General features: G+C 44.8%; 12 protein-coding genes and 1 pseudogene. 8 read left to right on the top strand and 5 right to left on the bottom strand.

The window, feature by feature from the left end; genetic code table 11:
• Window positions 1–449: 449 nt before the first annotated feature.
• The 4 genes and pseudogenes from AAFX28_RS04650 to fdxA all read right to left on the bottom strand — a co-directional run bounded on the left by AAFX28_RS04650 (window position 450) and on the right by fdxA (window position 2434).
• Window positions 450–752: a NirD/YgiW/YdeI family stress tolerance protein gene (locus tag AAFX28_RS04650; protein ID WP_408686088.1), complete on the bottom strand. Its 303-nt coding sequence runs from the start codon at window positions 750–752 to the stop codon at window positions 450–452.
• 230 nt (window positions 753–982) lie between these two features.
• A complete protein-coding gene (locus AAFX28_RS04655) occupies window positions 983–1285 on the bottom strand; it encodes an AcfA family outer membrane beta-barrel protein (RefSeq protein ID WP_408686090.1) in 303 nt (100 codons plus the stop codon).
• Between the two features lie 8 nt (window positions 1286–1293).
• Window positions 1294–1719 (bottom strand): annotated as a pseudogene (locus AAFX28_RS04660) (response regulator transcription factor); the annotation flags it as partial.
• Between the two features lie 391 nt (window positions 1720–2110).
• Window positions 2111–2434 (bottom strand): ferredoxin FdxA, encoded by a 324-nt coding sequence (gene fdxA / locus AAFX28_RS04665; protein WP_269977949.1) that lies wholly within the window; start codon window positions 2432–2434, stop codon window positions 2111–2113.
• A 182-nt stretch (window positions 2435–2616) separates the two neighbouring features.
• Between fdxA and AAFX28_RS04670 the strand changes: the two genes are divergently transcribed.
• The 8 genes from AAFX28_RS04670 (at window position 2617) to choV (ending at window position 12537) form a co-directional block, all read left to right on the top strand.
• Window positions 2617–4233, top strand: coding sequence for an NAD(P)/FAD-dependent oxidoreductase (locus AAFX28_RS04670; RefSeq protein WP_408686093.1), 1617 nt, complete (start codon window positions 2617–2619; stop codon window positions 4231–4233).
• A 148-nt stretch (window positions 4234–4381) separates the two neighbouring features.
• On the top strand, window positions 4382–5176 hold the full coding sequence (locus AAFX28_RS04675) for an MBL fold metallo-hydrolase (protein WP_408686095.1): 795 nt from the start codon (window positions 4382–4384) through the stop codon (window positions 5174–5176).
• Between the two features lie 475 nt (window positions 5177–5651).
• On the top strand, window positions 5652–6254 hold the full coding sequence (betI, locus tag AAFX28_RS04680; RefSeq protein WP_408686097.1) for a transcriptional regulator BetI: 603 nt from the start codon (window positions 5652–5654) through the stop codon (window positions 6252–6254).
• A 13-nt stretch (window positions 6255–6267) separates the two neighbouring features.
• The gene (betB, locus tag AAFX28_RS04685; RefSeq protein WP_408686099.1) at window positions 6268–7728 is read left to right on the top strand and encodes a betaine-aldehyde dehydrogenase; all 1461 of its coding nucleotides are present in this window, start codon (window positions 6268–6270) and stop codon (window positions 7726–7728) included.
• A gap of 21 nt (window positions 7729–7749) precedes the next feature.
• Entirely contained in the window at window positions 7750–9441 is a 1692-nt protein-coding gene (gene betA / locus AAFX28_RS04690) for a choline dehydrogenase (RefSeq protein WP_408686101.1), read from the top strand.
• A gap of 34 nt (window positions 9442–9475) precedes the next feature.
• Window positions 9476–10414 (top strand): choline ABC transporter substrate-binding protein, encoded by a 939-nt coding sequence (locus AAFX28_RS04695; protein ID WP_408686103.1) that lies wholly within the window; start codon window positions 9476–9478, stop codon window positions 10412–10414.
• A gap of 90 nt (window positions 10415–10504) precedes the next feature.
• Window positions 10505–11347, top strand: coding sequence for a choline ABC transporter permease subunit (gene choW, locus AAFX28_RS04700; RefSeq protein ID WP_171758201.1), 843 nt, complete (start codon window positions 10505–10507; stop codon window positions 11345–11347).
• Window positions 11348–11349: 2 nt separating this feature from the next.
• Window positions 11350–12537, top strand: coding sequence for a choline ABC transporter ATP-binding protein (gene choV, locus AAFX28_RS04705; RefSeq protein WP_408686106.1), 1188 nt, complete (start codon window positions 11350–11352; stop codon window positions 12535–12537).
• Window positions 12538–12624: 87 nt separating this feature from the next.
• Here the strand turns inward: choV and AAFX28_RS04710 are convergent, their stop codons facing one another.
• Window positions 12625–13005, bottom strand: coding sequence for a DUF4345 family protein (locus AAFX28_RS04710; RefSeq protein WP_408686108.1), 381 nt, complete (start codon window positions 13003–13005; stop codon window positions 12625–12627).
• Between the last annotated feature and the right edge of the window lie 6 nt (window positions 13006–13011).

The raw sequence follows: 13011 nt of genomic DNA on the forward strand, positions 1-13011 counted from the left end.
CCTAGTCAATCTTTTGACTGTTGTTGAAGCTGAAAACTCGGAGGGCTTCTTTAATGGCAAAATAATGAAATCTACACCTGTGTTAGGGCCGTTGAATGTATTCAAGCAATAAAGTAATTATCCGACTGGATAAAAAGGTTCAATAACGAAATTTACACGGAAAAGTATAAAAATAACAGGTACAAAAAAACCGATGAAGTATACACGACATCGGTTTTAATGGCAGTCCTTTGCATAATAAGCATGAATGATCACTTTTCAAGCTTATATCCATTGCCTGTTTCGTAGGAACTATAAAGCAATGTAAGTACTAAAAACTATCAGCCTTTTCTGAAAACTACACTTGTATTCTCATTATTCCCGAAGACTTCACTAGGTAATGCGACGAAAATGAGATTTATACAGATAAAGCGGGGAGCCGGAATGGTTTTATATTTTCGATGTTAATATTACAGCTTCTTAATGATGTCAACGTCAATTTGGTTTGTTGTCCATTCTGGATCGATTTCACCACGAATAACGTCTTTATCTTTTCGTGTGATGTCTTGGCCCATCCAACCTTCGCGGTCGATTTCAATTTGGATTTCGTCAGTTTGGTCTTTGAACAAATAAGTTTCATTGCCAAGTGATTTCACAATGTTACCTGTAAGTTCTGCGTAGCTTTCCTCTCTTGCCTCAAGTGCGGTAGAAACTAGGCCGTTAAACGCGTCGAATACTGTGTTTGAAATTAACAATAAAGTCGAAGCAAACAATACTCTTTCCAAGTTTGGGTTCACTTATTATTAAAGTTAAAAATTAAAAGTAGTAAATGGTTGAAATGTTGAATGAAGTCGAAGTTGAAAAGCTGTCTATTTGATATTTGGCATTGGCGCCTAAGGTTAATTGTCGTAAAACTGCGTACTCGGCACCTGCTGTTATTATTCCTCCAATCTCTTTGAAATATTTTTTCTCATGGGCCAGCGTATTGTTGAATTCGTTGTCATCATTTGTGGTAGTTCCCGCTCGGAAAGCTAACAGTTCCGTTATATTGTGAATGACTATTATCGAGGTCGTATTGGTAATAACCAAATTCTAACGCCCACTTTTCATTAAATGAGTAACCAGCAAACGCGTTGAAAACACCGTCTTCACTGCTTGGAGCTAACACAACGTTATCAGGCGCAAAGTTTGTTTTGTAATCGTGGTCTGTGGAGTTATAACCATACTCCAAGCCTAGATATGGTGATGCTACTACGGCATTGGATAATGCACTTGCTAGCACGAAAGGAGTCAATGTTTTGTTCATTGCGTTGATCCTGCTCGGGTTACGTCTTCGGTTTGAGTATCGTAAATAACATCGGCAAAAGTGAGCTTGCCCGCATCGAGCCTTGGACAGACTTTTAGGCGAAGTACCAACTCTTCCAATGCAAAAGGTTTGAGTAAGTAGTCGTTTCCACCTGCGTTAAACGCTGAGACTTTGTCTTCTAGACTATCTCTGGCTGTCAAAAATAAGATTGGTATATTGCAGGACAATTCTTCTCGTAGCTTTTTGACCACAGAAATGCCATCAAGCTTTGGCATCGTAACGTCCATGACAATTACATCGTAATGATTGTCATGGACGAGATGCAAAGCAGCTTCGCCGTGATATACACAGTCTATAGTCATGTCCATCAATTCGAGGTAGTCGACTATGGTCTCGACAACGCAGTGCTTGTCATCGAAGATTAATATCTTCATCTTTATTTCTTTTGCTAGAAGGTGTCACTGCTTGCAGTTGATTCAACTGGTTGATTGTCTAGTTTAAGTTGAAAGTTAATTTATGCAAAGGACGCACAAAAATATTGCATTAACTTATCATTCTGTGTAGATGTTGGCGTAAAGCCCCCAAGAATGCTGTGAATTTATTTAAGAGCTATTGCGGATTTTTAAGTCTCCTTCCAAACGCGTTAGATGCTCCACTAATCAATTCTAAGTGAGTCTTTCCATACATGTAGTTTCCATGAGCTGTTAGTCCAGAAAAATCACTGACATATTTTTGTCCAAAAAATTTAGTGGAATTCAAAACCGACGCCTACAAAAAGGGCTGACGTATTCGCCAGCCCTTCAAGTTATTCACTTTTGCTTATCGCTACTTTTCTAACATACCTAATTTGTCAGGTACGCCATTCCATTTTTCTGCTTCATCCATCGCAGGTTTCACTTCCGTTTGTACTGGCCATAGCTCGGCTAGTTCAGCGTTTAGCTCAACATAGATTTTTTGATCGTCAGGCACTTCGTCTTCTTGGAAGATTGCGTGGGCATCACATTCATCAACACACAGACCACAATCAATACATTCGATTGGGTTGATGACCATAAAGTTTGGGCCTTCATGAAACGCATCTGCCGGACATACAGCGACACAGTCAGTGTATTTACATTGGATACAGTTATCAGTTACGACAAACGCCATGATGAATGCTCTTAAGTTAGTCAAAATAGAAGAGAGGGGATAATACTCATCCCAAGCTAAAATTCAATATGTTTGATTTAGTATGACAGACAATTCAATTTCTCGTAAAATGCGCGCCATTGTGAGCTGACCGTTAGTCGAACGGTTCTGGCTAAGACACCTATCTATACGAGACATCAAACATGATACGTTTAAATGAAATTAAACTTCCTCTTGATCATGAGGAAGAGGCGCTAACCGCTGCCATTACCAAGAAGCTTGGGATCTCTGAAGACCAAGTCATCTCTTACAATGTATTTAGACGTGGCTATGATGCTCGTAAAAAAGCCAACATCCTGCTTATCTACACACTAGATGTGGTAGTAGAAAACGAAGCTGCGTTGCTACAGCAATTTGTTAGCGATCCGCACGTAAAAGAGACTCCAGACATGGAGTACAAGTTCGTGGCGAAAGCACCAGAAAACATCACTGAGCGTCCAGTCGTGATCGGCTTTGGCCCATGTGGTCTATTCGCTGCTCTTATTCTTGCTCAAGCAGGCTTTAAACCTATCGTTGTTGAGCGTGGTAAAGAAGTGCGTGAACGTACTAAAGATACGTTTGGCTTCTGGCGTAAACGCGCACTGAACACGGAGTCAAACGTACAGTTTGGTGAAGGTGGTGCAGGTACGTTCTCTGACGGTAAGCTATACAGCCAAGTAAAAGATCCAAACTTCTACGGCCGTAAGGTAATCACTGAGTTTGTAGCCGCAGGTGCACCTGAAGAGATCATGTACGTGAGTAAGCCGCACATCGGTACGTTCAAACTGGTGACGATGATCGAAAAAATGCGTGCAAAAATCATCGAACTGGGTGGTGAAATCCGTTTTAGCACTCGTGTTGACGACATTCATATGGATGGCGAGCAAATCACAGGTTTAACCCTATCAAACGGTGAAGAGATTAAATCTCGCTACGTAGTTCTAGCCGTAGGTCACAGTGCGCGTGACACGTTTGAGATGCTGCACGATCGCGGTGTGTACATGGAAGCGAAGCCTTTCTCGGTTGGTTTCCGTATCGAGCACAAACAATCAATGATCGATGAAGCGCGTTTTGGTAAAAACGCAGGTAATCCTATTCTTGGCGCGGCTGACTATAAACTGGTTCACCACTGTAAAAATGGTCGTACTGTTTACAGCTTCTGTATGTGTCCTGGTGGTACTGTTGTTGCAGCAACCTCTGAAGAAGGTCGCGTAGTAACAAACGGTATGAGTCAGTACTCTCGTTCAGAGCGTAATGCAAACAGCGCTATTGTTGTCGGCATCGACCCAGAGCGTGATTACCCAGGTGACCCTTTAGCAGGTATCCGCTTCCAGCGTGAGCTTGAGTCAGGTGCTTACGTACTTGGTGGTGAAAACTACGATGCGCCAGCACAGAAGATCGGTGACTTCCTGAAAGGTCGCGATCCAAGTGAGATTGGTGATGTTCAGCCGTCATTCACTCCGGGTATCCACCTAACGGACATCTCTAAAGCGCTACCGGACTTCGCAATCGAAGCGATTCGTGAAGCGATTCCAGCGTTCGACAAGAAGATCAAAGGCTTTGCATCGGACGACGGCCTACTGACAGGCGTAGAGACTCGTACATCGTCTCCTGTATGTATTAAGCGTGGTAAAGACTTCCAGAGCATTAACCTAAAAGGCTTCTACCCAGCGGGTGAGGGCGCAGGTTACGCAGGCGGTATCTTGTCGGCAGGTATTGATGGCATCAAGGTTGCAGAAGCGCTATCTAAAGCGATGGTTGAAGACGCAGCAAACGCATAAGGCCATAACTCTATGAATGGAAAGGCTCCCGTGCTCAGCATTGGAGCCTTTTTTAATGTCTGTCCGTCAAAGGTGAGGGGAGAGGCTACACTGAATACTGTTGAGTGCTTTGTAAATAGTAAAGGAAACGTCTTCCTGAGGGGGAAAAATGGCATCTCAGAATATTCAACATTTCTTCCATTCAAGCAGTGGGACCATCAGCTATGTGGTGGCTGATTGTGATACCAACGAAGCGATTATTATTGACCCGGTGGCAGATTATGACCCGGAGTCAGATGAAATTAGCTACCAATCTGCCGATGAAATTATTTCCCATATCGAAGCGAATCAGTTACACATCGTCGCTATCCTAGAAACCCATATCCATGCTGATCATCTGTCTGGCTCTTTCTACCTGAGCAAGTCCCTCAATGCGCCTATTTATATCTCCGAAGGGGTAAAAGAGGTGTACGCACAATGGAAGGGAGATCTTTGTTTAAGTGAGCTGTACCAATTTGAACATTTCTTGTTAGAGAACGAAGAGATGGATTTTGGAAACTCTCATTTGGAAGTGATGAGTACGCCGGGTCACACACCGTCAGACCTAACCTTTAAAATTGGTGATGCTTTGTTTGTTGGAGATTCGCTGTTTTACCATGGTACAGGTCGCGCTGACTTCCCCGGAGGTAGTGCGGAAAAGATGTTTGAATCGATCAGAAAGCTCTATGAATTAAAAGACAGCACAGAAGTGTACTTGTGCCATAACTATCCTGATAAGGTAGAGAACCTCCAATACAAAACGACCATCGGGGAAGAAAAACACGACAACATGATGCTGGACGAGCTTACTACATGCTCGCAATTTGTCGAAACTAGGGAAGGCCGAGATGAGCAACTTCCTTCACCAAAACTGCTTAAACCTGCGTTAGAGTTCAATCTGACGTCATTTCACACGCCTCATTGACTCTCTATTACTGATTCTATGTTGCCTCGGATTGGCTCGTGCTAACCGAGGTCTTAGCCTCTCTCTGAAGTGCTTTTTAGATACTTAAGCTTCCTTACGTAAACACACCAAACTGGTTGTGACTTTAGTTTGTTAGAACAATGGGATTAGGAAAATACTTCGCGTTCTAAATATTTTTATACTGTCAAATTTTGAGTTTGTAGCATTTGGTTTGATGTGTTTGTCTAGTTTGAGCTTCTCTTGTGGGTTGTGGTTAAGCTGTTGATTTTGGTTGTTATTTTTATTATTTGGCCAAGTTGTTTTGATAGCGTATTGCTCGATGGTGGTTGATCTTTCTGGCTCTAAAATTATTAGAGTTGGTAGCTGCTTTTATGATAAATGATCGGATTTATAGATAAATAGTTTGAGATCGAAAGGATTTTGAGGCATTTTATATTTAATTGAACGTTCAATAAAAAAAGAATAGGGACTTAAAATGCCGAAAGTTGGCATGCCAGAAATCAGAAAGCCTCAGCTTGTTAAGGCAACGATGGCGGTCATTGATCGCGTGGGTTTACATGGCGCGAGCATCGCTTTGATCAGCAAAGAAGCGGGTGTTTCGACGGGGATCATCAATCACTATTTTGGTGGTAAACATGGTTTGCTTGAAGAGACGATGCGAGAGATCTTGCGTCAGCACTCGACTACGATCATGGATAAACTTGCCAAGTTGCCAAAAGAGGCACATCAGCAGCGCATTATCGCGATTGTTGATGGCAACTTTGTCGGTTTCCAAGCAGAAAACCAAGTGGCTAAAACGTGGTTAGCTTTTTGGTCCTACTCGATGCATGACGAAAAGCTCAAGCGATTGCAGCACGTTAATGAAAAGCGTTTGCTGTCTCATCTTAAAATCGAACTAAAAGCTCTTTTCACCAACGACCAAGCTGAAGTTGTCGCTCATGGTATCGCGGCATTGATTGATGGCATCTGGCTACGTGGAACGCTCAACCCACAAGGCATTGATGCCGATAAAGCACGCTTGATCATTAATGACTACCTCGATAAGCAGCTTACCTTTTACTCAAAAAATAATCATTAAGTCAGACTTTCACATGGATATGAAAAACCTCTACATCAACGGCAAAGCTGTCAGCGCGACATCTGGCGAAACCTTTGTTACATACAACCCAGCTAATGGCGAACCTATCGCGGAAATTGGTCAGGCAAGCCAACAAGACATAGAGTCAGCAATTGAAGCGGCTAAGCAAGGTTTTACTGTTTGGTCGGCGATGAGCCCTACTGAACGCAGCCGAATTTTGCTAAAAGCCGTCGCAATTCTACGTGAACGTAATGATGAATTGGCGGCTTTGGAAGTGACTGATACAGGCAAACCATTGCAAGAAGCCATTGAAGTTGATATCGCAACTGGTGCTGATGTTATTGAGTATTTCGCAGGCCTTACCCCAGCCATGCAAGGTGAGCAACAACCTTTAAGTGACACTCAATTTTTCTATACGCGCCGCGAGCCGTTGGGTATTTGTGCGGGAATTGGCGCGTGGAATTATCCAATTCAAATCGCAATGTGGAAGTCAGCTCCTGCTCTAGCGGCGGGTAACGTGATGATATTTAAGCCCTCTGAAGAAACGCCTCTGACAGCATTAAAGTTAGCTGAAATCTTTACGGAAGCGGGCCTGCCTGATGGTGTGTTCAACGTAGTACAAGGTGATCATCGAGTGGGTCAAATGCTGACAGCACACTCGGATATCGCCAAGGTCTCTTTTACAGGTGAGTCAGGTACGGGTAAGTTAGTCATGGCTGACAGTGCGCAAACGCTCAAGCAAGTGACAATGGAGCTTGGTGGTAAGTCGCCGATGATTGTGTTTGATGATGCCAAGCTCGATGATGCGGTCTCTGCTGCCATGGTCGCGAACTTCTATACCCAAGGTGAAGTGTGCACTAACGGTACGCGTGTATTTGTTCACGAATCGATTTATCCGCAATTTATTGAACAGCTCAAAGCTCGCACTGAGAAACTTATCGTTGGTAACCCAATGGATATGGATACTCAGATTGGCGCGCTCATTTCAAAAGAACATTTAGGCAAAGTATTAGCTGCAATCGAAAGCGCAAAGCAAAGCGGTGCGACGCTTCTTACTGGTGGCTATCAGGTCACAGAGAATGGATTAGCAAGCGGTAACTTTGTTGCACCAACCGTATTTGTTGATTGTGACGACACCATGGTTCATGTACAGCAAGAGATCTTCGGCCCTGTTATGTCTGTGCTTACCTTCAGTGATGAACAAGAGGTAATTGCGCGAGCCAACGACACTGACTATGGCTTAGCCGCGGGCGTATTTACGCAAAATCTTTCGCGTGCTCATCGAGTTATTCATCAAATGCAGGCCGGGATCTGTTGGGTTAATACGTGGGGTGACTCACCTGCTGAAATGCCGGTTGGTGGCTATAAACATTCTGGTATTGGCCGTGAAAATGGCCCTGAAACCCTCAAGCACTACACCCAAACAAAGAGTGTATTGATTGAGCTTGGCGATTACGCCAGCCCGTACGCCTAACTGAAATCACGGAGAGATTAAATGATGGAACGCTACGATTATATTATCGTCGGCGCGGGTTCGGCCGGCTGCGTGTTGGCGGATCGGCTGAGTGAAAGCGGCGAACATAATGTTCTACTGCTTGAAGCTGGTGGTACAGACAAGAGCATTTTCATTCAAATGCCGACGGCGCTTTCTTACCCAATGAATACTGAAAAATATGCATGGCAGTTCGAGACAGTGGCTGAAAAAGGGCTTGATGGCCGACAACTGCATTGTCCGCGCGGAAAGGTGTTAGGCGGCAGCTCCTCGATCAATGGAATGGTCTATGTCCGTGGCCACGCTTGTGATTTCGATGAATGGGAAGAGCATGGCGCACAAGGGTGGAATTATCAGTCATGTCTGCCTTATTTCCGCAAAGCCGAAAGTTGGATTGGTGGTGAAGATGAATATCGCGGTGGCAATGGACCTGTAGGTACTTGCAATGGCAACGATATGAAGCGCAACCCGCTCTATCAAGCCTTCATTGATGCCGGAAAAGATGCAGGTTATCCAGAAACGTCTGACTACAACGGCTACCAGCAAGAAGGCTTTGGCCCAATGCACATGACTGTCGATGGTGGTGTGCGTGCTTCAACTTCTAACGCCTACTTAAGGCGTGCGCTCAAACGCCCTAATCTCACTCTAATTAAGGGTGTGGTTGTGCATAAAGTTCTACTTGAAAATAAGCAGGCAATGGGCGTTGAGTTCGAAAAGTCAGGTGTCGTAAACAAAGCATTCGCCAATAAAGAAGTGATTTCTAGTGCCGGTTCCGTTGGCTCTGTTCAACTCTTGCAGCTTTCAGGTATCGGCCCTAAATCCGTTCTTGAACAAGCGGGTGTTGCCGTAGCGCATGACTTACCGGGCGTTGGCGAAAACCTCCAAGATCACCTCGAAGTTTACTTCCAATACCACTGTACTCAACCGATTACGCTTAACAGTAAATTGGGGCTTATCAGCAAAGGTTTGATTGGTACAGAGTGGATTCTAACTCGTAAGGGCCTAGGCGCGACTAACCACTTTGAATCTTGCGCATTCATTCGTTCGCGCAAAGGATTGAAATGGCCAAATATCCAATACCACTTCTTGCCAGCCGCGATGCGATATGACGGTCAAGCCGCGTTTGATGGCCATGGTTTTCAGGTTCATGTGGGGCCGAATAAGCCGCAGAGCAGAGGCTCAATTGCTATCACATCTGCTGATCCTCACGCTAAACCTAAAATAGAGTTCAACTACATTTCGACTGAGCAAGACAAGCAAGATTGGCGTGATTGTATTCGCTTAACTCGTGAAATCTTAATGCAGCCTGCAATGGACAACTACCGCGGCGAAGAAATTCAGCCAGGGGCGGATGTTCACTCTGATGAAGCGATCGACCAGTGGGTAAAAGAGAACGTAGAAAGCGCGTATCACCCATCATGTAGCTGCAAAATGGGCGCAGATGATGACCCTATGGCAGTACTTGACGAAGCCTGTCGAGTTCGCGGTATTCAAGGTCTACGAGTCGTGGACTCTTCCATTTTCCCAACCATTCCAAACGGTAACCTGAATGCACCAACCATTATGGTTGCAGAGCGTGCATCAGACATGATTTTGGGTAAGCCAGTGATGGAAATGAACGAACAACCAGTTTGGATCGCCCCAGACTGGCAAACAACACAAAGAAATGGCTCTCCACGTAGAGAGTTGGGCTAACCCCCAAGTCAGTAATCATTACAAGGAAAACAACATGTCTATGATGACAAAAACACTTTCGACCATCGCGCTTAGCAGCCTAGCGATGAACGCTTATGCTAATCAATGTGAAACCGTCCGTTTTGCTGATGTTGGTTGGACAGATATTACTGCAACGACGGCGGTCACGTCTGAGCTGCTAAAAGGTTTGGGTTACAAAACCAAAACGGATTTGCTGTCAGTGCCTGTGACTTACTCGTCGATGGCGAACGGTGATATCGATATCTTCCTTGGCAACTGGATGCCAACCATGGAGGGAGATATCGCTAAATACCGTGAAGCTGGCACAGTTGAGACAGTTCGCGCGAACCTTGAAGGGGCGAAGTACACCCTAGCCGTACCTAAGTATGTGTATGACGCGGGCGTGAAGAGTTTTGCTGATTTGGCGAAGAACGGCGATAAATTTAAAGACCGTATCTACGGTATTGAGCCGGGTAATGACGGTAACCGTCTAATCCAGTCGATGATCGACAGTGATGCATTCGGTCTGAAAGACTTCAGCTTAGTGGAATCAAGTGAAGCGGGCATGGTTTCACAGGTGTCACGCGCAGTGCGTCGTAATCAATGGATTGTTTATTTAGGTTGGGCTCCACACCCAATGAACAGCAACATTGAAATGGCTTATCTTGACGGTGGTGACGACTTCTTCGGCCCTAACTACGGCGGCGCAAATGTTTATACCAATGTTCGCCAAAACTACCTGTCTGAGTGTCAAAACGTAGGCAACTTGCTTAAAAACCTTGAGTTCAGCTTAGAGATGGAAAATGAGCTAATGGAAGCCATTCTTAACCAGAACGTCAAGCCAGCAAAAGCGGCTCAGCAGTGGCTAAAAGCGAATCCACAGCAAGTTGAAGCGTGGCTAGACGGAGTGAAAACTCTGAAAGGTGAAGAAGCGCAAGGTGCCGTTACTAGCTACATCAATTCGAAAGCTTAATAAATGATGCTTTAATTTACGACACTTAGGGTGGGCACCTTGCCTGCCCTTTCTCACACGCTAAATAATCATTACCACAAAGGCTGTATTGTGAATTTTATTACTGACAACAAAATCCCATTGGGTCAATGGATGGAAGCAGGGGTTGATTGGCTAACTTTTAATGCTGCTGGTCTGTTTGATGCGATTGCTATTTTTTTAGAGACAATCATTCTTTTTGTTGTAGATATTTTTAAGTGGATGCCACCGGCAATGCCTATCGTGTTTACCGCAGCTATCGCTTGGTATTTGCATCGTAGTGTTCCGTTGGTTCTGTTTGTCATTGGTGCTTTACTGACCATTTTAAATCTCGGCTACTGGCAAGAAATGCTAGAAACCTTTGTTCTGGTGTTTGCAGCGACAACGATTTCTGTATTAATTGGCGTACCTCTTGGCATCATGGCAGCGCATCGTCCTTGGCTTTATACCGTGCTAAGGCCCATCTTAGATTTAATGCAAACGGTTCCGACGTTTGTATATCTAATCCCGACGTTAGTGTTGTTTGGTTTAGGTATCGTTCCTGGCCTTATTTCGACAATAATTTTTGCGATTGCGGCACCAATTAGGCTGACCTACCTAGGTATTACTAAAGTCCCAGAAGAACTGGTTGAAGCGGGTAAAGCATTTGGGGCAACGCGAATGAAGTTGCTATTCAAAGTAGAGCTGCCAGCCGCTATGCCTAGCATTATGGCAGGTGTGACGCAGTGCATCATGTTATCACTCTCCATGGTGGTGATTGCCGCGCTAGTGGGTGCAGACGGTCTAGGTAAACCTGTGGTTCGCGCGTTGAACACGGTAAACATTTCGCAAGGCTTTGAAGCTGGACTTGCTATCGTTCTTGTGGCGATCATTCTTGATCGTCTGTGTAAATCACCAAACCAGAAGGAAGCTTAATCATGGATGCGATTACCATTAAAAACCTCGATGTGGTGTTTGGTGATAAACCACAACTGGCGTTGGAGCTGTTAGATAACGGCAAAACTCGCCAAGAAATTATTGATGAAACTTCGCAAGTGGTTGGTGTTGATAATGTCTCGCTTACTGTCCAAGAAGGTGAGATTTGCGTGTTGATGGGCCTATCTGGCTCAGGCAAATCAAGTCTGCTTCGCGCGGTAAATGGTCTTAATGAGATTTCTCGTGGCGCGTTAGAGCTGAAAGATGGCGATGAGAAAGTCGATCTAGCAAGCTGTGATGATGAAACCCTGCGCCGCTTGCGTACCCACCGCGTGTCGATGGTGTTTCAGAAGTTCGCTTTAATGCCTTGGCTCACCGTACTGGATAACGTGGCTTTTGGTTTAGAGCTACAAGGAATGGGGAAATCTGAACGCCGAAAGAAAGCCCGTGCACAACTTGAAATGGTGGGGCTTTCTGAATGGGAAGATAAGTACCCCCATGAGCTTTCTGGTGGTATGCAGCAGCGTGTAGGCCTAGCCCGGGCCTTTGCTATGGACACGGATATTCTCTTAATGGATGAGCCGTTTTCTGCGCTTGATCCTCTGATTCGAGCACAGCTTCAAGATGAACTCATCATGCTGCAAGAGAAGCTCAACAAGACGATTTTATTTGTTAGCCATGACTTAGATGAAGCGCTGAAAATCGGCAACAACATTGCAATTATGGAGTCAGGTCGATTGATTCAGCATGGTAAGCCTGAAGATATTATTCTTACGCCTGAAAATGATTATGTGCGTGACTTTGTCGCTCATACTAATCCACTGAATGTACTCAAAGGACGCTCGCTAATGCAGCCAGTTGAGGAGCTAAAACAAGATCAGAATCGACTACAAGTGTGTTCGGCTCAGCCAGTTTGGGTGGATCAATCGAGTAATGAGTTGTCACTTGTGAAAGGTGACGATCTAACCTTAATCGAGTGGGACAGTGAAAGCGGCGACATTGAGCAGGTCAATCAAGGCTCAATTGTCGTCACTAGCCCTAATATCGGAATGCGTGAAGCCATTGAACTCAAGCAACGCAGTGGACAGCCTATCTTGTTAGTTGAAAATGGTGAGTTGGTCGGTGTGCTGAATGACAGTGAATTCTATGATGCATTATTGGGGAACTATAATTCCCCGCAAGCAGCTTAGGCTAGCGTTAACATCAGTCGTTTAACAAAGCAAGAGCGCCACCGGGCATAGGCGCTCTTCTTAATTGCAGTAGGTGAATGGGAGGATTTAGTAAAAACCACCTGCTTTGAAGTGAGCAAACATCAATACTGCTGCAATAACGATTTCTAACATAAGCGGTGGTATCACAGCTTTGTTAAAACCATCAAAGAGAAGTCCAACCATGCGGCCAATCGCAACGGCAATCATAATGATCGCGACGAAGAAATAGCTTTCTGTCTCACCTGTCAGTAACCCCTGTAGCAACATAAACACACTGGCCAGAAAAAGTCCGCCCATCACTGAACGTATCGTATTCATACCGGCATTACCGACGGGTTCTAATGAAAAGTTCGCTACCATTTTTTGCGGGGCGAACATCGACATCAAGCCTAGGGCACTCAAAAGAAAGGTTGCTAAGCTGACGAGAATTTGAAGTGTCATATCCATGGTAAA

It is taken from the genome of Vibrio sp. TBV020, assembly GCF_046056895.1.
GTDB lineage: Bacteria > Pseudomonadota > Gammaproteobacteria > Enterobacterales > Vibrionaceae > Vibrio.

Bases quoted from the DNA above. Each gene is read 5' to 3' on its own strand.
- fdxA (WP_269977949.1), bottom strand. From the start codon at position 2,434: ATGGCGTTTGTCGTAACTGATAACTGTATCCAATGTAAATACACTGAC.
- betB (WP_408686099.1), top strand. From the start codon at position 6,268: ATGGATATGAAAAACCTCTACATCAACGGCAAAGCTGTCAGCGCGACA.
- betI (WP_408686097.1), top strand. From the start codon at position 5,652: ATGCCGAAAGTTGGCATGCCAGAAATCAGAAAGCCTCAGCTTGTTAAG.
- AAFX28_RS04675 (WP_408686095.1), top strand. From the start codon at position 4,382: ATGGCATCTCAGAATATTCAACATTTCTTCCATTCAAGCAGTGGGACC.
- betA (WP_408686101.1), top strand. From the start codon at position 7,750: ATGATGGAACGCTACGATTATATTATCGTCGGCGCGGGTTCGGCCGGC.
- choV (WP_408686106.1), top strand. From the start codon at position 11,350: ATGGATGCGATTACCATTAAAAACCTCGATGTGGTGTTTGGTGATAAA.
- AAFX28_RS04670 (WP_408686093.1), top strand. From the start codon at position 2,617: ATGATACGTTTAAATGAAATTAAACTTCCTCTTGATCATGAGGAAGAG.
- AAFX28_RS04695 (WP_408686103.1), top strand. From the start codon at position 9,476: ATGTCTATGATGACAAAAACACTTTCGACCATCGCGCTTAGCAGCCTA.
- AAFX28_RS04710 (WP_408686108.1), bottom strand. From the start codon at position 13,005: ATGGATATGACACTTCAAATTCTCGTCAGCTTAGCAACCTTTCTTTTG.
- AAFX28_RS04655 (WP_408686090.1), bottom strand. From the start codon at position 1,285: ATGAACAAAACATTGACTCCTTTCGTGCTAGCAAGTGCATTATCCAAT.